At 59.2% G+C, this 18,176-nt stretch carries 23 protein-coding genes; all 23 read left to right on the top strand.

Annotation, left to right across the window (positions count from 1 at the left end):
- The first annotated feature begins 125 nt into the window (after nucleotides 1-125).
- The 23 genes from NP503_RS23250 (at nucleotide 126) to NP503_RS23140 (ending at nucleotide 18,176) form a co-directional block, all read left to right on the top strand.
- Nucleotides 126-779 carry a hydrolase gene (locus NP503_RS23250; protein ID WP_127268278.1) on the top strand — a complete coding sequence of 218 codons (654 nt, stop codon included), beginning with the start codon at nucleotides 126-128 and terminating at the stop codon, nucleotides 777-779.
- A 605-nt stretch (nucleotides 780-1,384) separates the two neighbouring features.
- Nucleotides 1,385-2,584 (top strand): site-specific integrase, encoded by a 1,200-nt coding sequence (locus tag NP503_RS23245; protein WP_306255448.1) that lies wholly within the window; start codon nucleotides 1,385-1,387, stop codon nucleotides 2,582-2,584.
- 418 nt (nucleotides 2,585-3,002) lie between these two features.
- Nucleotides 3,003-3,206 carry an excisionase family DNA-binding protein gene (locus tag NP503_RS23240; RefSeq protein ID WP_127268280.1) on the top strand — a complete coding sequence of 68 codons (204 nt, stop codon included), beginning with the start codon at nucleotides 3,003-3,005 and terminating at the stop codon, nucleotides 3,204-3,206.
- A gap of 88 nt (nucleotides 3,207-3,294) precedes the next feature.
- Nucleotides 3,295-3,639, top strand: a complete 345-nt coding sequence (locus NP503_RS23235) for a hypothetical protein (protein ID WP_127268281.1) — start codon at nucleotides 3,295-3,297, stop codon at nucleotides 3,637-3,639.
- The gene (locus tag NP503_RS23230; protein ID WP_127268282.1) at nucleotides 3,636-3,818 is read left to right on the top strand and encodes a hypothetical protein; all 183 of its coding nucleotides are present in this window, start codon (nucleotides 3,636-3,638) and stop codon (nucleotides 3,816-3,818) included. Before NP503_RS23235 ends, NP503_RS23230 begins: the two co-directional genes overlap by 4 nt.
- A complete protein-coding gene (locus NP503_RS23225) occupies nucleotides 3,818-4,384 on the top strand; it encodes a hypothetical protein (protein WP_127268283.1) in 567 nt (188 codons plus the stop codon). The genes NP503_RS23230 and NP503_RS23225 overlap by 1 nt, the downstream gene beginning before the upstream one ends.
- Nucleotides 4,381-4,635 (top strand): DUF6074 family protein, encoded by a 255-nt coding sequence (locus NP503_RS23220; RefSeq protein ID WP_127268284.1) that lies wholly within the window; start codon nucleotides 4,381-4,383, stop codon nucleotides 4,633-4,635. Before NP503_RS23225 ends, NP503_RS23220 begins: the two co-directional genes overlap by 4 nt.
- Entirely contained in the window at nucleotides 4,632-5,105 is a 474-nt protein-coding gene (locus NP503_RS23215) for a hypothetical protein (protein ID WP_127268285.1), read from the top strand. Before NP503_RS23220 ends, NP503_RS23215 begins: the two co-directional genes overlap by 4 nt.
- Nucleotides 5,102-6,196, top strand: a complete 1,095-nt coding sequence (locus tag NP503_RS23210; protein ID WP_127271057.1) for a hypothetical protein — start codon at nucleotides 5,102-5,104, stop codon at nucleotides 6,194-6,196. Before NP503_RS23215 ends, NP503_RS23210 begins: the two co-directional genes overlap by 4 nt.
- An 11-nt stretch (nucleotides 6,197-6,207) precedes the next feature.
- Nucleotides 6,208-6,606: an HTH domain-containing protein gene (locus NP503_RS23205; protein ID WP_127270804.1), complete on the top strand. Its 399-nt coding sequence runs from the start codon at nucleotides 6,208-6,210 to the stop codon at nucleotides 6,604-6,606.
- Nucleotides 6,590-7,066 carry a hypothetical protein gene (locus NP503_RS23200; protein ID WP_027036518.1) on the top strand — a complete coding sequence of 159 codons (477 nt, stop codon included), beginning with the start codon at nucleotides 6,590-6,592 and terminating at the stop codon, nucleotides 7,064-7,066. Before NP503_RS23205 ends, NP503_RS23200 begins: the two co-directional genes overlap by 17 nt.
- Entirely contained in the window at nucleotides 7,044-8,468 is a 1,425-nt protein-coding gene (locus NP503_RS23195) for a hypothetical protein (protein ID WP_127270802.1), read from the top strand. Before NP503_RS23200 ends, NP503_RS23195 begins: the two co-directional genes overlap by 23 nt.
- Nucleotides 8,469-9,022: 554 nt before the next feature.
- The gene (locus NP503_RS23190; RefSeq protein WP_236383070.1) at nucleotides 9,023-10,141 is read left to right on the top strand and encodes a hypothetical protein; all 1,119 of its coding nucleotides are present in this window, start codon (nucleotides 9,023-9,025) and stop codon (nucleotides 10,139-10,141) included.
- 2 nt (nucleotides 10,142-10,143) lie between these two features.
- On the top strand, nucleotides 10,144-10,839 hold the full coding sequence (locus tag NP503_RS23185) for a glycoside hydrolase family 108 protein (protein ID WP_127271052.1): 696 nt from the start codon (nucleotides 10,144-10,146) through the stop codon (nucleotides 10,837-10,839).
- A gap of 2 nt (nucleotides 10,840-10,841) precedes the next feature.
- Nucleotides 10,842-11,042 carry a hypothetical protein gene (locus NP503_RS23180; protein WP_127271050.1) on the top strand — a complete coding sequence of 67 codons (201 nt, stop codon included), beginning with the start codon at nucleotides 10,842-10,844 and terminating at the stop codon, nucleotides 11,040-11,042.
- On the top strand, nucleotides 11,035-11,307 hold the full coding sequence (locus NP503_RS23175; RefSeq protein WP_127271048.1) for a hypothetical protein: 273 nt from the start codon (nucleotides 11,035-11,037) through the stop codon (nucleotides 11,305-11,307). The genes NP503_RS23180 and NP503_RS23175 overlap by 8 nt, the downstream gene beginning before the upstream one ends.
- Nucleotides 11,292-11,501: a hypothetical protein gene (locus tag NP503_RS23170; RefSeq protein WP_127271047.1), complete on the top strand. Its 210-nt coding sequence runs from the start codon at nucleotides 11,292-11,294 to the stop codon at nucleotides 11,499-11,501. The genes NP503_RS23175 and NP503_RS23170 overlap by 16 nt, the downstream gene beginning before the upstream one ends.
- A complete protein-coding gene (locus NP503_RS23165) occupies nucleotides 11,501-11,824 on the top strand; it encodes a hypothetical protein (RefSeq protein WP_127271068.1) in 324 nt (107 codons plus the stop codon). Before NP503_RS23170 ends, NP503_RS23165 begins: the two co-directional genes overlap by 1 nt.
- A 147-nt stretch (nucleotides 11,825-11,971) precedes the next feature.
- The gene (locus NP503_RS23160) at nucleotides 11,972-12,697 is read left to right on the top strand and encodes a hypothetical protein (protein WP_127269583.1); all 726 of its coding nucleotides are present in this window, start codon (nucleotides 11,972-11,974) and stop codon (nucleotides 12,695-12,697) included.
- Nucleotides 12,698-13,172: 475 nt separating this feature from the next.
- A complete protein-coding gene (locus tag NP503_RS23155) occupies nucleotides 13,173-13,832 on the top strand; it encodes a hypothetical protein (RefSeq protein WP_127271046.1) in 660 nt (219 codons plus the stop codon).
- Between the two features lie 116 nt (nucleotides 13,833-13,948).
- Nucleotides 13,949-16,321: a hypothetical protein gene (locus NP503_RS23150; protein ID WP_127271044.1), complete on the top strand. Its 2,373-nt coding sequence runs from the start codon at nucleotides 13,949-13,951 to the stop codon at nucleotides 16,319-16,321.
- On the top strand, nucleotides 16,318-17,763 hold the full coding sequence (locus tag NP503_RS23145) for a hypothetical protein (protein WP_127270719.1): 1,446 nt from the start codon (nucleotides 16,318-16,320) through the stop codon (nucleotides 17,761-17,763). Before NP503_RS23150 ends, NP503_RS23145 begins: the two co-directional genes overlap by 4 nt.
- Entirely contained in the window at nucleotides 17,763-18,176 is a 414-nt protein-coding gene (locus NP503_RS23140; protein ID WP_236383071.1) for a hypothetical protein, read from the top strand. Before NP503_RS23145 ends, NP503_RS23140 begins: the two co-directional genes overlap by 1 nt.

Genomic DNA, 18,176 nt, shown 5'->3' with positions numbered 1-18,176 from the left:
CTTGCCTGAATATGGCACTATCGCATCACCAAAAGGAACAGCAAATTGCGTTTCGGCAACGTCGCCCGCTGGCGCATGTCTCCCGAAAACCCATGCCGTCCAGACGGCAGAGAAAGGAAGTCTTGATGACCCCTCGTAACGGCCTTGCTTCGCTTCTTCGTCCCGCAGATTCGGTCCTCGTCCTGATCGACCACCAGCCCTATCAGCTGGCCAATCTGAACAGCCACGACCCACACATGGTGGTCAACAACACGACCGCGCTGGCGAAGCTAGCAAAAGCCTTCGGTGTTCCGACCATTCTCACCAGCGTGATTGCGGCGCGCGGAGGACTTCTCTTCAAGCAGATCACCGACGTATTTCCGGACCAGGAAGTCATCGATCGCACCTGGGTGAACACCTGGCAGGACGAGAATGTGGTGAACGTCGTCAAGGCGACCGGCCGCAAGCAGCTGATCATCGCCGGCCTGTGGACCGAGGTCTGCGTCGCAATGCCTGTGATCCAGGCCGCCGGCGAAGGCTGGGACGTGACCGTGATCACCGACGCGTCGGGCGGGATTTCGAGGGAGTCTCACGAAGTTGCCATCCAGCGAATGATCGCGGCCGGCGCGAACGTGATGACCGTGATGGCGCTCACTGGCGAATGGCAACGCGATTGGGCGCGCACCGAGCATGTCGAGGAGCTGACCGAGATTCTCATTCAGCACTTCGGCGGCAGCGGCATCGCGTACCTCTGGGAACAGCAGCTGCTCAACACGCCGGTGCCGAGCGCCGCGGGCTGATCTGGGCGGAGGTGACGAAAGCTGGAGCGATCCCGCGCCAACAGGCTGGCTGCTTATCGAGCCGCGTCATCCCGCTCCACAAGACGGCCGCCCATGCCTGAATGCAGGGGCGGCCGGTGTCATCAACGATCACTTCCTCCAGCCATTGACCGCAACTGCAGCCGGCGCAGCCTGACTATCTATCGCCTCATTGAAAGGACCATGGAGATGTTCGGCGGAGCGCTCCCGAGAGGAAATAACAGTCATCCATCCGAACTTCAAAGTGAGCCTGACGCAACCGGGCGCTCTGATCGAGACGATGACTCGCAGTTCGGACATATCGACTGGAACAGAGGACCTTGCAACCAATCGACAACCCGTCAAGCACGCGGTTGTCATCATGTCTTAGGTACAAACTGCTACCCATGTCTCCGGAACGGACCTTCGACGTCTGGCGGAGGAAGTGTCTTCTAAACCTAAGTCCGCCATCGTCCGCTAATATACCAAAAACCCGTTGATTCCCTTGGCCTTTCGGCGTTCTGCGTTTGCAGTAGTCCGGTCAAATCCGCTAACATCGTGCATCGAAGTTAGGAACGGAGTTGCAGGGAATGGTTCGCTCACTCAACTTGCTGGCCGAAACGACCATCCGCGCCAAAGGCCTGAAGGCAGGGCGGCATAGCGACGGCGGCGGGCTCTATTTGTTGGCGAAGAAGGAAGGCACCAAGTCCTGGACCTTCGTCCACTTCAAGGGCTCTGGAAAGGGCCGTCAGTGGAAGGAAGTTGGCCTCGGCTCTTACCCTTCCGTATCTTTGAAGGATGCGCGCATTGCCGCCACCGACTGCCGGGACCGCCTGCGCCGTGGCCTTGACCCGATCGACACGGAAGCCAAGACCGAAAAGCCGACATTCGCGAAATGCGCCGAAGACCTGATCGCTGCTGTCGGCAAGGGCTGGCGCAATGCCAAGCACAAGGCACAGTGGGAAATGACCCTCGGCGATGCCTACTGCAAATCGATCCGCAAGAAGCCTGTGGACGAGGTGGACACGGCCGACATTCTGGAGATCCTGAAGCCGATCTGGTTCGAGAAGCCGGAAACGGCGCAACGGCTGCGCGGTCGGATTGAGCGGGTCTTGGATGCGGCGAAAGCTGCAGGTCATCGATCGGGAGAAAACCCGGCCTTGTGGCGCGGTCACCTGCAACACCTCCTGGCTAAGGGCAAGAAGCTTTCACGCGGCCACCATGCCGCTATGCCATACGCGGACGTGCCGGCGTTTGTGAAGCGCCTGCGGGCGTCTGAGGCTATGTCGGCGAAGGCGATGGACTTTCTCATCCTGACGGCTGCGCGCTCTGGCGAAGTGTTAGGCGCCAAGTGGCCCGAACTCGATCTGGACGAGAAGGTCTGGACTGTGCCGGCTGATCGCATGAAGGCCGGCGTCCTTCATAGGGTGCCGCTGACTGATGCCGCCCTGGCTATCCTGACGCCGCTCTACGATGCGCGCGTGTCGGACTATGTCTTCCCAGGGGAGAGCAAGCGGCCGGTTGATATGCCGCTGTCGGTGATGGCGATGACGATGCAGATGCGGCGCATGGAAGTCGGGCAATACACGCCGCATGGTTTCCGGTCAGCCTTCCGAGATTGGGCCGGGGATGAGACCAGTTTCCCGCGCGAGGTCGCGGAAGCTGCTCTTGCCCACAAGGTCGGCGATGCTGTCGAGAATGCCTATCGTCGGTCGGACGCATTGGAGAAGCGCCGCAAACTGATGTCTGCTTGGGCGAACTATCTGAATGCGCCTGCGGCTCGGGGTAATCTACGTGTCGTAAGATAACGTTGGTATCCGCTCGTGCATGCCATTGACTAAACGCGGCAAATCGCCGAGATTCACATCGTTCTGTTGAACTCGGAAAAAATCAGTTTTGAGGGACCGGCCCGGCTTTCTGCCGTGCCACGCTTGCAGAGCCTCTCCTAGAGAGGCCTGCGCCCTGCTGTTTTTCCTGTCCCTTACCCCCAGAGAAACCAGCGGCTCGTTTTACCGGATGTCGTTCGCTTTACTGTCGAACGGGAACGAACGCTGAACATCTCTGTGGGCAACCTGTGGATAAACACCAGCTAAGTCATTGGAATGAAAGGGGTACAAAATCCCTCGGGATAACACTCTCCAGGGTGTGCAGAGGGACTCGAAATCCGCTAGAATCCGTAACAAATCACCCGCGTCTGTTTGGCGCGAACCAAAGGAAGGAACTGAAATGGAAGTAAGCCCAAACGCATTTACTGTTTCGGGATTTTGCGCTGCTTTCGGCGTCGGTCGCTCGTTGCTCTATGAAGAGCTGAAATCCGGTCGCTTGCCTTACCGCAAGGCAGGACGGAAGACCCTGATCCGCAAAGATGATGCGCAAGCCTGGCTCGATGCTCTTCCGAAAGGAGCGACGGCCAATGAAGCCGGAAAGTAAGCGGTCTCCTCGCCAAAGCAGCCGCCTACTTTCCTACCTCAAAATCACTCCTCCAATCGCGGACCTAAATCGGAAAAGGAAGAATGACATGCCCCTCATAGCAGTCGACGCGAGTCGCGTTAATGCAAACTCTGTTAAGAGCGCGAACAAATTCAGCATCATCGTCAAGGTCGAGCCGGATGGAAATCCGATCCGACTGGACGGGCGCGTAGCTTGGGCAATGCGCGAGTTGGTCAAAGCCGGTCAAAGTGGCTGTACACCAATCACGCATCCCGGGCCTCGATGGTCAGACTACACGCACAAGCTGCGCAAGCTCGGGTTCGCCATTGAAACCGAGTACGAGAGCCACGGCGGCCCGTTCGCCGGTTCGCACGGAATCTACCGCTTAAGCTCGCCGGTCGTGATCCTTGAAGACGTGGCTAACGCCGCATGAGCACCGGCATCGGCAATACTCAAGGCCCGGTCGACCTCGCCGCCACTTGGCTGGCTACCGGCTCGGCGGATCGCACGAAGGCGATAATCCCGCAGATCCAAGAGCGGTTCAAATTGCCACTCAAAGACGCGGTGGAGGCCTGCCGGCAAGCGGCGCTGATCCGGGCGAGGGCCCACTGATGATGATGGACAAACACGCTTGGGGCCGGGCGGTCCGCTATTTCAAAGGTTTCCGGGATTCGCCGGGAGCCGTGCGAGTGGCGGGCGAGTTGCAGGATAAATACAACGAGGCTGTCGGCTGCGCTTGGCCGACGCGCGAAACAATTTCCCAGATGCTCGGCGCCGATGCTCCTGAGCAGATTTCCAAGTGGCTTCGAATTCTACAGAACGCGGGCGCGATTACGCGCGTCCCTGTTCGAAGCCTTCCCCTCGAAAAGCAGCAAATCATCGGTCGATCGGCGAAACGCTCCCAAGTCTACGTCCTGAACTTTGGCTGGGCGATGGACGTTTTGTCCGATCTGGACGAGTATGTCTGCGACCGCCAGAACAAGGTGATTATCCAGTCACCTCTGCCGTCTTTACGTAATCGTCCAAATACCCCATTGGATAATCAGACAGTCACCTGCGCGGGTGACGGTGTGGTTACCCTTATACCTTATGATCAAACCTTAGATCACACCTTAGAAGATAAAAGGGGCTCCGAAGGTTCAAACCTTAGTGCTTACACGCGCGAGAGGGCTGCATGATGGGCCTCGTGATCTGCTTTCCAATGGCTCGTCGTCTCGGAAAAATCAAACGGACGGCTGAACTGCTATCGGCTCGTCGCGGTCGTTCGGCTGACCACTATTGGCGCCAGACTGTCGCGGGCGTCGTCGGGCAACTGACCAGGGCCGGAATGACCGAAGCCGCGATAAGGAAAGAGGTGCAGACATTTTCGGACGCCGTGCAGGAAGAGCTACGGCGCGCCGCGCGTCGCAATGAGGGCGACGCAGCATGACGGTAATCGAGACAGCAGACGGCTTCGTCGTGGTCGACGGCACGGCAACATTGGCCGGACCGTTCCCGACCAATGCGGAAGCGTGGCGCGCGGCCGATCGGCTTGATGGCTCGCCTATATCGCCGGCTGAAAAGCGGGCTGACTGGATATCCACCAAGATCCTTTCTGCGGGACCGGCGCCTAGACGGTCGGCGAAAGCCATCCGGAAATCTGCGGATTCCGGTGGAATTTCAAGGAACCTCAGCCGAAAGGAAAAGCGGGAGGCGAAAAAGCAGCGCAAGGCTGAGAACCGCCTGAAGATCAATGCGGCCAAGGCTCCGGGCTGGTTGCGGAAGGGCGCCTCGGCGAAGTTCGATCCCCAAGCCAAGCGGGCCTTCAGCACCTCTCAACTCGGCACGTTCGGCGCCGCATCCCCAGTGCGGCATGTGAATATTAACGACTATCTCGCCTCGAAAGGTGTGCCTCAATGACGAACGCACTCGTTTCCTTCCCGGTATTCGATGAGAAGCCATCCGACGACTATGTTGACCGGTGGCTAGAGTTTACGAACGCGACTGGGCATCCGGAGCGCTTCGAGAATGTGACGACCACCAAGCCTGAAATCATTGGCACACTTCGCTTCCTATCAGGCGAGATCGAGGTTCCAATCTTTAAGCGCGAAAACCAGGACATGGTGCCATGTCCTATTTGTCATCCTACAGGCCCTTGGTTCAAGATCGGCCGGATGGCCTTCTTCCCCGATGAGCGTGTCGTGAGATTTATCGGCCATGACTGCGCCAAGCGGCACTACAAGGGCGAGTTCGATATCGCCGACGAGCGGTATCGGAAAGAGGCCCGAATTCGTCACCTTCAGCGCCGATGGACGGCTCTTGCTGAAAATGTGGACAGGATCGCGAAGTTTGCCAGATCATTGGCCGAACCGGCAAAGGCGCTCGAGGACTTGCGAGCCGAAATCGACAAGAAGGAGTCGGGGCTCTCCAAGTTGCTCTCGCGCGAACTGTCGCGCAATAGCGGCCGAATTGAAATCCAAGTGGATAGCGGGGTGAAGGATACCAGCGGCAACGCTGTCATCGTCAACGATGTTCTCGGCCTCGCTTCTGGTTCGGAATTCTGGGGCCGGCCTTATGTGCCTTACCAGCAGTTGTTGAGCCTCCAGCGCGATGCGGACGATTTAAAAACACCGCTGCCGGTGTGGCGAAGCGAGGAGTTGGACAGCGCCCACGAAGAGGAGATAGTCCGTCGCGGGACTTCAGCCGACATGCTACCTGAGCGGCTGGATGACCTCGCCTTTCTGCTCATTCGGTCGCAAAACTTCTTCGCCGCCGACAACCTGGCTCTTCTGGAGCGGTGGGGGAAAAATACCGGATCACCCTTCACGTCTCTGATTTGCCGCGTTGAAAATGACCGTCTGGTCATCGCCTCCAACACATTCGCCGGCTACCACCGCGTCAATCCTGTCATCCCCTTTGCCGCGGTTAATCGCTCGCCTTTGACGCCTAGCGAAATCCTGACATTGCGCCGACCGCAGGCGAACAATCGATCCGGGCAGTTGCCGCGATGAATGGAGAACTGATGGAGCATCGAAAGCCTCACCGCGCGCCGCTGCCGTTCCACGCCTACTCGTCCTTCAACAAGAGGGGCGGGAAGGCGGTCGACATCGTGACCAGGCGCCGCAACAAGGCGCTCGACATGTACCAGGAGATGAGCACCTACGAGACCATTGCAGAGTCTCTAGACATTTCGCCTACCACAGTCGTCCAATACGTGAAGCGAGCCCGAGACAAGGGTGATGTCAGGGCAAAGCGGCCCTTCAAACACCGGGGCCGGCTCCTCGCCCTCCAAAGGCGGAAAGCGATCAACGACATGAAGGCGCTAGGCATGTCAGCCCGACAGATTTCGAAGCAGCTCGGCATCAATGTGCGGCTTGTGCAGATCAGGCTGAAGGAGTCGGGCAATGGCACGGCCAAGTGAGTTCACCCAGGAGATAGCCGATACCATTTGCCAGAGCCTGGCAGAGGGGAACAGCCTGCGGTCGATCTGTGAAGCCGACGACATGCCGTCGAAAGCGACTGTGTTCAATTGGCTGCTCAATCCGGCCCGCGCAGCGTTTTTTGACCAGTACGCGCGGGCGCGCGAACTCCAGGCAGACACCCACGTCGACGAAATGCCGGATATCGCCGACGACAGCAGCAACGACTACATGACCAAGGTCAACGGCGACGGAACGACCACCGAACAGCTCAACAGCGAGAACATCCAGCGCTCGCGGCTTCGCATCGACACGCGCAAATGGATTGCTGAGCGCATGCGGCCGAAGAAGTACGGCGCCAAGGTGGCGCTCACTGACGGCGAGGGCGGCCCGCTAGTGGTTCAAGTGCTGAAGCTGGCGGACCAGGAAGCACAGGCGAATGCCGACAATCCAGCTACCTAACGCCGGCTGGCGGCCTCGCTGGTATCAGAAGAAGGCATGGGACACGTGGGAGCAGGGGTGTAAGCGCCAGCTCCTATTCTGGCACCGCCGCGCCGGCAAGGACGAGATAAATCTGAACATGCATGCCGTGTCCGCCCATGAGCGTCCCGGCACGTATTGGCACATGCTCCCCGAGGCCGCCCAGGCGCGCAAGGCGATATGGAACGCGATCAACCCGCATTCGGGCAAGCGCCGGCTGTTCGAGGCCTTCCCAGAGCCTCTAATCGAGAACATGAATGACAATGAAATGTTTGTCCGCTTCAAGGTCGGGTCGACTTTCCAGGTCGTTGGCAGCGACAACTTCAACAGCCTGGTTGGATCGCCACCAGTCGGAATCACCTTTTCGGAATGGGCATTGGCGAAGCCGGCGGCGTGGGCGTACCTGTCGCCCATCCTGGCGGAAAATGGCGGCTGGGCTTCGTTCATCACCACGCCACGTGGCAACAATCACGCCAAGGGCATGCTGGACGCCACAAAGGGCAACGCCTTTGATCCGCTGTCGAACCCGCGCGGCTGGTTCACCGAAGTCCTGGGCGTTGACGCGACACAGGCGATTTCGGAAGAGGACATTGAAGAGCAGCGGGTGATCTATACCGGCCTGTTCGGCAAGGAGATTGCGGATCTCCTGATAGACCAGGAATTCTATTGCTCGTTCGCGGGCGCGCTCGTCGGATCATATTGGGGCGCCGAAGTTGCCAAGGCAGAGCGGGACGGGCGCATTGGTCGTCCGATTGCGGTCAACCCGGCCTATCCGGTTCATACAGTATGGGACCTGGGCAAGGCGGCCAACAATCCGATTTGGTGTTTTCAGGTCATCGACGGTACGCCCATTATCGTCGATTTCTATCTACCCGACAGCGAAGACCTCTCAGACTGGTGCAAATGGCTCGACGACCAGGGCTACAAGGGCAACGACTACGTTCCGCACGATATCCTGCACCCGCAATGGGGAACGGCTCGCACGCGGCTGCAAACGCTGAAGGATCATGGTCGCAAGCCGAAGATGGTCGGCATTGCGAGCTTTGCTGATGGGGTGAATGCCGGCCGGCAGACTATCAAGCTTGCCCGGTTCGCAAACAATGAGCGCGTGGCCGATGGCATCGAGGGCCTGAAGGCTTTCCGCCGCGAGTGGGACGATGACAAGAAATGCTTCCGGGACGTGCCGGTGAAGAACTGGGCCGAACACTACGCGTCCGCCTTCCGGTATCTGGGCCTCGCATGGCGTGAGGCAATAGTTGCGGTGGTGAAGTCTGAAGGTGACAAGGGCGCCTACCAGGCTATGCCGGACGGCTCAATCCGCAGCAACCAGTCGGTGAAGGAAGCCGTTGACGCCATGGTCAGGCGTCGTCGAGGCAATCGCTAAGACTGCCCGCCGCCGGGTAGCGGCGGGCAGCACCTATCGAGGACTCCCGATACAGAATCCGCTAAAGTTGCGGCGCTGGGGGTTGCCGTCTAAGGTTGGAAACACCAACTTCGGATTACCCGAAGAAGGCGAGGACGAAGTAGATCACGCCGTTTGCGACATGCAGCAAACTCAGCGTGAGATAGGCCCAGACAGCCATTTAAGATTTCACCTCCTTTCTCGGTTGTCGGGAGAGCAGCGGTCCAGGCTGCTCTCCCGAACCACCTCATAAAGGTGTAGATAGGCGCATCGTCAATGTTTCCCAAATTATTGGGCGGCAATCCGACAGAATAACCGAACGAATACAAGGGGATAAACTTTTTCTAATGGTGGCGTCGTTCTTTGGCGAATGACGCAATCCAAGTAGCTTATCTTTTCGTAGAGGCACCAGCACCCTAGCGCCGACCAATAGAATTGGAGCGGCCATGCCTCGCGCTGGTGGAGTATATTCGGCCCCTCCGGGGACCGCTGGAACACCGAACACAACGATCGAAAGCGCGAAATACAACGCGCTTGTGGCCGATCTTGTCGCCGATGCCAACGCGGCAAGGCCACTGACGGCTGGCGGCTCGGGCGCCGCGACGGCCGTAGGCGGCAGCGACAATTTCAACGCCGCCGGCACCAACATGGCATCGGCGGCAACCGTCAATCTTGCCAATGCGACGGGTGTCGCGGTTACGGTCACCGGAACCGTCGCGATTACCGCCTTCGGCACTGTGGCCGCTGGCGCCGAGCGCGTCCTGACGTTCGCGGGCATTCTCACGCTGACCCACAACGCAACCAGCTTGATCCTGCCTGGCGCTGCGAACATCACCACGGCGGCCGGCGATGTCATGACGCTCCGGTCCCTCGGCAGCGGCAACTGGGCTTGCGTCGGCTACCAGCGGGCGAACGGCGGCCCGGTGACCATCCCCGCCGGTACCTCCATATCCGGGCCGGCTCTGGTGCTTGAACAGAGCACAACACCGGCTCCGACGACCGAAGGGCGGATCCAGTGGGACACCGACGACAATGTGATTGCTGTTGGCGATGGAGCGGCAACGCAGATATTCGCGCCTCTGCCAGCATCGACCGCCGCTGGCGACATCCTTTATCTGAGTGGGGCAAAGGCTCCAGCCAGGCTCGCAAAGGGCACGGCAGGGCAGACCTTGCGCATGAACGCCGCCGCTACGGCGCCCGAATGGGGTGGCGGCGCACCCGATGCCATCATGGAAGACCAGAAGGCGTCAGGCATCAACGGCGGCACCTTCACTTCGGGCGCATGGCGTACCCGAGACCTGAACACCGAAGTCCGCGATCCCTACGGGCTGATTTCCCTAGCCTCGAACCAGTTCACGCCGACCGTCGCGGGTTGGGTAGAATGGAGTGCGCCGGCTTGTAAAATTGGCGTTCATCAATCCCGGCTGTTCAATGTCACTGATGGCGTAGAAGTCACCGCAGGCACCAGTGAGCAGACCGACAACGGCAACGACTTCACGCAAACCAGAAGTATCGGCGGTGCGCCGGTCGTTGCCGGGAAAACATACAGAATAGAACACCGATGCGGTACGACCCGCAGCAACGACGGCTTTGGTTTCACGGCCGGGTTTGCCGCCTTCGATATTTACACGCGTCTCAAGTTCTGGAGGGCATAGCCGTGGACCGCAATTTCGCCCACGCGCTCGCGCTTGTTCTGAAATCTGAAGGGCTCTGGTCGGACAATCCAGCCGATCCCGGCGGCGCCACCATGAAAGGGGTGACGCTCACCAATTTCCGCCGCTACGTGAAGGCCGATGCGACAAAGGCGGATCTACGCAAGATCAGCGATGCCCAGGTGGCGACGGTCTATCGCAGGTTCTATTGGGACGCCGTAGCTGGGGCTGAACTCCCTGATGGCGTGGATTACGCCGTCTTTGACTTCGCGGTAAATTCCGGGCCAGGCAGGGCTGCGAAGTACCTTCAGGCTGTCGTCGGTGTGACGCAGGACGGGCGCATAGGCCCAGCGACCATCGCCGCCGCAAACGGCAAGCCGGCGGGCGTTGTCATCGACGCGCTCTGTGACGACCGCCTGGCCTTCCTTAAGCGTTTGCCGACCTGGGCCACTTTTGGGCGCGGCTGGAGCGATCGGGTGAAGTCCGTCCGCTCGCAATCGCTCGTTCTGGCAGGGCAGGGGGAAGCCGCGGTTCAGCCTGTCATCACTCCGTCGACGCCTGTACCCGCTCCCGTTCCGCCAGCTTCGCCGCAGATCGTCTATCCCGAGCCAACCCAGACTGCCGAAACGAAGACCGTCGAACGCAACTGGCTGTGGCGGCTGCTGTTCGCGGTTGTCGGTGCCGTTTTCAAGAGGAAGTGACCATGCGAACGGTTCGCCAGCCAAGCGCGTTGCCAACGAACAAGCTGACAGCGGCCATGGTGTCGGCGTCGGCCGCCGGCATCGTGAAGGCACTTGTCGTGCACAACTTTCCCGACTTCGCCGATCCGGCGATTTGGGAGCCGCTGCCGTATGTCGTTGGCGGACTCGTCGGCTATTTCGTCAAGGACAAGCCCAATGTCTGAGCTGCTGGTGTGGCTGTTCAGTGCCGTGATCGACAACAAGGTCATCATGGCCATTCTCGCGGCTGTCGTCGGTGGCGTCAGCCTGTTCGTTGCCGGTGGGATTCACCGCGCCAACAAGGACAAGGCCAAGCAGGCGGCCAGAGACCTGGCCTCCGCCCAGGACAGTCTGGAGATGAACCGGGAGGCAACAGCGGCCGAACGGCAGGCCGCCGGCATGACAGACGACCAAGCCCGAGCGGAGGCGACTAAATGGGCAAAGCACTGATAGCCCCGGTGTTCCTGCTTCTGTCAGCGTGCGCCACGTCGGCCCCAATCGATGACCCTCGCAAGGTCTGGTGCGACCACAACACGCCCCGCCGGCCCTCGCTGACTGTCGTTCAGATCATGACCCGCGCCGAACTGGACGACTTGAACTCGTTCAATGCCAAGGGCGCTGACTGGTGCGGGTGGAAGCCATGATGCACGATTTGCTCGACCTATTGGGCATCAAGGCCCCTGTGCTTGTTGCCGGCCTCTCTGGCGGCATCCTGCGGGCTCTGTCGCGGCATCGGTACAAGCTGCGCGAAATGATAGCCTCGCCTGTTTGTGGCGCACTGGCGGCGGCTTATCTCACGCTGCCAGTGGTGTCGTATTTCAAAGCGACGGGATTGCCGATTCCAGATCCGGCCGATGACACCACGACGCTTGCGGCTGCTTTCCTGATCGGCGTTTCGGCTATGTGGATTTCGGATATGCTGTTCGAGATGATCGTGCGAAAGTTCAAGCCGGCGGCAGAGGAATAGCGGCGGTGGTCTGGTCGGATATCTGGCGAGTGTGCCTGGGGTGACGACGGCAATAAAACATGGCTTTCACCATTTCGGCACTATTCGAGTGGCTTAATTGCGTTCTGGTGTGTTTCGGGATATGGCGGAAGTGGTGGGGGAGGCCTTATGAGCAGCAACTGGTCACTGGAATCATTGCGCCTATCTATCTTCACTGCCGATCAGCCAAAGGGCACCGAGGCAGATTGGACCTTCCTCACTGGCCAAGACGAAGCTGAAGTTCGGCAAAACGTGCCAGGCGGCAAGGTCTATGTTGGCGATTTTGGACTTGGTCGGCTGACCTTGGGATTTGGTCCAAACAGGGTCGACGTGATTATGGGCATCAAGGCCGATTTCGCCGAAGACGCCGCCGTCCCGGCATTCGCGGAATGGGACGCAGGAATTGATGAATTCCAATCGGTAGCGTCGAAATTCCTTGCCAATTTTACCCATCCGGTGGCACGTCTGGCACTTGGATCCGTAATGTTGCAACAAGCGCCCGACGAGAAGAGTGTGAATTCGATCCTTAGCGGATACTTGAAGAGTGCTAAAATTCAGCCGGACACTGAAGATTTTTTATATCGCATAAATTCCCCGACGAGGAGCAACATACTGCCGCTAAAATTGAACCGTATTTTGAGCTTGGGGTCTGTGAAGATACAGAGGGGCTCAATTAGAGTTGGCGGGAATGAGGCTGGAATTGTCATGGGTGGGCAGGTTTTTGCTGCGCGCCTTGAACTCGATCATAGTACCGACGCAGCCAATGCGTCGCCATTGGATCGATCGCTTTTGGTGCCTATATGGGATGAACTGGTTGGCCTCGGTCGCCAGAATGTTGAATCGGGTGAACTGTGATGAGTGCGCTAGCCTTAATCGGGGAAGATAGTGGAACGCGACCTTCCTATGTTCCCAAGCAGCGCCCGGGCTCAGCTATCCCGCCATCCGCTAGAACTACTCCTGCTGTCCTAGAAACGATGGCAGGGAGGGTTTGTTTTTTGGAAGAGTTGCCCCTCATTGGCTGGGGACCCCTCACAGGCAGTGCACTGCCACCAAACGTCAGTACGGTATGGCCCGAGTTGTCTGTGTGGGAGAGAACTCTCTATCCGAATACGGTTTCGGTAACGGACCATTTGCCTTGGTTCGCGGACCTATCTCTGCCCAATTTGGTGATAGGGCACTCGAATCCTGCAAACACTTATGAGATTCCCGCGTTCCCGAAGATTTCTGCTCCGGGCGGGATGGCTGGTTTTGCTTCGAGGCTTTGGGAGGCAATACCCGCTGGTGTCAGATTACCTTCGGTATGGGCGGATGATGGGGAGATCGCTTTCGAATGGAAATGGGGGGAGCGCCACGCGATCCTAAGCATCGAGGAAGATGGGACCGTTGGCTACGCAATTTATCGTGGCGGTCAATTCTCGCCCGGGCGGGAGAGAGCGAATCTGGAAGTCTTGCCTGCCGATTTGCTCGATTATTTGCGAGAGACGTAAGCCGCAAAGAGTGTCCGAAAGAACTCACCAAGCAGAGTCCGTTTTCTTCAGGCGTGGTTAAGAACCGCGAGCCGATTGTCTACGCATTGATTGACCCGGACCAGATCGAAAGCGGCAGCATCAAAGCAATCCCGAAGGAGCGACTGAAGAAAGCGGAATTGAGCGTCTGCAGAGCTTGGGAAGCCACGGCTGTTGAAGCCTGGGAAAACATTATGCAGGGCCAACTTGCGAAAAATCACCAGAGAAAAGATGCCGGCTACATTTGGGCATCGGCTGGAGAAATCCGCAAAATAAGGCTTACAGATGTCAACGCAGGGGCATTTTGTGTCATCGATGATGGGCTGAAAAATTTCAAGGCTCATGCGGTGTTAGGGTACTCACCAGCGCCAGAGGGTTACGATCCCGTAAAGATGGCAAATGAGCGCCTCGCAGCACGCGGGAACTTGCTTAAATTGTTCGAGGGTAGCGGCGTGAAAAATTGGAACGAGTGGTCGTTCAACTAACGGGCCTGCCACAACCGCCAACCAATCCCTTCGCCGTTCGTTGGTCCGCGCGGGGCTGATCCCCTAGCGTTTCAAGCGGCTTATGTTTTCGCTGGCTGGCCCGGCATCTTGCCGCCATGGCCAAGGCTGACAAGCGCACACCCGACCAGCAGAAGCAGGGAAAGGCCCTTCGCGACGAGGGCGCCAAATGGCTGAACCGTGTCGAAGCTGCCGGTAAGCTTGAAAAGCAGTGGCTGGATGATGCCGAAAAGGCCGTCAAAGCCTTCACTGGCGAGACATCGAGCCGCGACTACACCACGTCGACAACGCTCGGCTCGACCTACGATTTCAACATCCTATACGCCAACGTCGAAACCATCGTGCCGGCGGTCATCAACAGCCCGCCCGCGCCAGACGTGCGGCGTCGTTTCGCGGATGAAGATCCAGCCGGCAAAGACGTGGCGGAAATCATCGAGCGATCGATAAAGGTGCAGGTTGACGATTCCAAGCTCCAGGTCGAACTGGAGGGCGAGGCTCAAGACGCCTTCCTGGCTGGTCGCGGCGTGGTGCGGCTCCGGTTCAAGAGCGACATCGTAGAGGATGTGACTGATGAGCTTGCGGCCGAAGACGGTGGAGAAGCTGCTAAGGCAGAAACTGACGGGTATGGCCCCGGCAGCGGTGTCGCAGATGGCGGGGAGCCTGACGCCTCTGTACAGGTCGACGCCGCCCAAGCACCCACGGGGGCTTCTCAGCCTTCTGAACGGCTCGCAAACGAGCGCATCGAATTCGAAGCCGTAAGCTGGCGCGATTTCCGCCATGGTCCGGCCAAGCGCTGGAGCGAGTGCCCATGGCTGTCGTTCCGGTTCGTCGTCTCGCGCGAAAACGAAGATACGGCGTTCGATTCCGCCATGATTGGGATGCAGACGAGCGACCAGGAAAAGAAGGCGCGCGGCGAATCCGACAACGACCTGACAGGTTGGGAAATCTGGTGCAAAACCAGCCGCAAGGTCTACTTCGTCGACGATACGGGCGTGATCCTGAAGACAGTCGATGACCCGCTTGGCCTCACGAATTTCTTCCCGATCGCCACGCCAGTGCAGCCGATCGAACTCACCGGCCGCCTGATGCCGGTCAACCCTTTCTCGATCTATTCGAAGCTCGCCGACGAGCTGGACCTGACCACAAAGCGCATCAACATCATCACCAACCACATGAAGGTGAAAGGCTGGTATTCGGGCGATGCCGGCGACATCGGCAATATGCTGGCGGCCGACGACACGGAATTTGTCCCGATCGGCAATGCTGACATCTGGGCGGCCAATGGTGGGCTCGCTGGAGCGGTCGCGTTCTGGCCGGTGGAAAAGTTCATCCTCGTCCTTCGCGAGCTGTACAACGCCCGTGAGCAGACCAAGCAGGCGATTTACGAAATCACCGGGATATCGGACATCGTTCGCGGTGCTTCGAAATCCAACGAGACGCTAGGCGCCCAGCAGATCAAGACGCAATGGGGCTCGCTGCGCATCCAGAAGATGCAGCGAATGATGGAGCGCGGCGCGCGCGACCTGTTCGTGATGATGTCGGAAATCATCCCTGCGAAGTTTTCACACGAGACGCTTCAGCAGATGACGGGCGTCCAGATCATCCCGACGCAACAGGATCTCACGCCTATCCAGCCGCCGCCACCGCCGCCGCAGGGTGCGCAACTGCCGCCCGACCAGATGCAGCAGTATCAGCAGGCCGCCCAGGCCGCCCAGATGGCTGAGAAAGCCCGGCAGGCCAAGCTGGCACAGATGCAGGCTGTTCAGCAGCTTCTCACCCAGAAGCTATCGACCATGTACCGCATCGATGTCGAAAGCGATTCCACGGTGAAGGCGGACCTGTCTCGGCAAAAGGCCGAAGCTGCGGAATTCCTGCAAGGTGCCGGCGCCTACTGGGCTGCTGTCGGTCCAATGGTCCAGTCCGGGGAGCTTCCGAAAGAGGTTGCCGTCGAAATCTTCGCGGCCAACTCCCGGCTGTTCAACCTCGGCAAGTCTGTCGAAGACGTTCTGGAAAAGATGGTCACCGATGCCAAGGCGAAAGCCGCACAGCCTGAGACACCAAAGCCTAGCCCCGAACAACAAAAGGCTGAAGCGGAAGCGAAGACGCGAGAGGCGGACGCGGCAGCAAAAGCTGCTGAAGCGAAGCTCAAGGGCGCCCAGGTCGAACAGGGTATGCAGTTCGCCCGCGAGCAGCACGACATGACGATGAAGGAAAAGCAGTTCGATCTGCGCTCCAAGCAGATTGCGGCTGCAACCGATCAGAACCAGGTCTTGGCCGCGAACGGCATTGTTCCTCCGCCAATTCAGATTGACCCGATCGGCGGCGAGGCGGTTTTGAAAGAGATGGCCGCCCAACGTGAGCAGTTCGGCCAGTTCATGATCATGGTCACCAAGGCACTCACCGCGCCGAAGAAGGTCATCAAAGACCCGCAGGGCCGCCCGATCGGTGTTGAAACGGTGCCGATGCAATGACTGTATCGCTGAAGCATAAGTTCACGTCGCTCATTCCCGACGCGGGCGACCCGACGATTGTCCAGCCATCGAACTGGAACGACGAACACGCCCTGACCCAGGCCACAGAGACCATCCTTGGCCGGGTAAGCGCGTTGACGGGCGACACCGAGGAATTGACGCCCGCACAGGTTCGCGCGCTGCTCAACGTGGCCGATGGCGCCACGGCCAATAGCTCGGACGCCTTCCTGCTCGCCAGAGCGAACCACACCGGCACACAGCTTGCCGCCACGATATCGGATTTCGCGACGGCGGCATCCCTGGTCTGCCTGCCTCTTGCTGGCGGGACGATGACCGGCAAGCTGGTAACGGACGCGTCGGAAGCGGTGCTTGGCGCGGGTTTTAATGTTCCCCACGGCATTGTGCCAAATGCGCCTGCGGATGGCGATTTCTGGACCACTGCTGCCTTTGGCTTGTACGTTCGGGTAAACGGCGTCACCAAGGCGATGGCGTCCCTCGACAACGCCTCGCAGTGGACCATTATCCAGACATTCAAGACCAGTTCCACCACGGCGGCATCGATTAGACTTCCGCACGGTGTTGCACCGAACGCTCCGGCGAACGGCGACATGTGGACCGCAACCACGGGCCTGTTTTACCGGATCAACGGTGTCACCCAGACCGCTCTATCGGTATCGGATGCCGCCGCCGCTTACCAACCCCTCACCGCCAACCTCACTTCTTGGGGAGCCATCGCTCGCGCGGCCAATTTTGACGCATTCGTCGCCGCACCATCGTCGGCAAACCTCCGGACCTTGCTTACCGATGAGGTAGGAACTGGCTCGGCTTATTTCGTCGGCGGCGCGTTGGGCACACCTGCATCGGGTGTCGCAACTAACTTGACCGGCCTCCCCATCGCCACGGGTGTTTCGGGGTTGGCTGCGGGCATCGCCGCGTTTCTTGCGACCCCATCATCGGCTAATTTGCGGGCTGCTCTCACCGACGAAGTAGGAACCGGTGCAGCATATTTTGTTGGCGGCGCGTTGGGAACGCCCGCGTCGGGTGTTGCCAGCAACATGACCACCGCAACAGCGGCTCCCGGCACCAACAATACCCAAATTGCAAGCACCGCTTTTGTGACTGCCGCCGTTGCCGCCGTTGATTTTGGTGCCGGCAACGCTGCCCTCGCTTTCGGCGCGGTCGGTACTTACGCCCAAGTGTTCAGCCTAACTGCCACGTTGATCACGGAAGGTCTAACGATGGCCGGGTCTACGCTGCAACCGGCTGGTTTCTCAGAAGCCGTCACGACAGACCCCGGCGATGACACCACGTATGGCTCGGGTGGCGCACCTTTTATCAAAGGCGGCACGGCTCTGTCGGGAACTTGGCGCGCTATGGGTCGTGTCTCCACGGGCGGCGGCGCAATCCGACGCAGAACGTTCTTGGCGATGAGGATTTCCTGATGGAGTTCCGCAACCCGAAATACAATGCGGCCGGCACGATCGATGTTGAGATCAACCATCCGCAATTCGGCTGGATCCCGTTTTCTGCCTCTCCCGACGACGACACGGTTTATGGGCCAGAAATTTTTGCGGTTGCCATCGCTGGGGTTGTTGCGCCCTATGTGCCGACTGTGAGCAAACCGGAGATCCCTGCCAGTGTCTCGGCCAGGCAGTTCAAACTACAGCTTCTGGCATCAGGTCTGCTCGATGCGGTAGAATCGTTCGTCTCAGCACAGAGCAGGGCAGTTCAGATCGCATACGAGAATAGCGGCTCGTTCGTCCGGACGGAACCTATGATGCTGGCCGGCTTCGCCGCGCTCGGTTTCGACGACGGGCAGATCGACGCGTTTTTTGTGGCAGCGTCCGGCCTATAG

The organism is Mesorhizobium sp. SEMIA396 (assembly GCF_024518615.1).
Taxonomy (GTDB): Bacteria; Pseudomonadota; Alphaproteobacteria; order Rhizobiales; family Rhizobiaceae; genus Mesorhizobium.
Note: the sequence above shows the minus strand (reverse complement) of the source record. Positions and strands in the feature narration are given on the sequence as shown.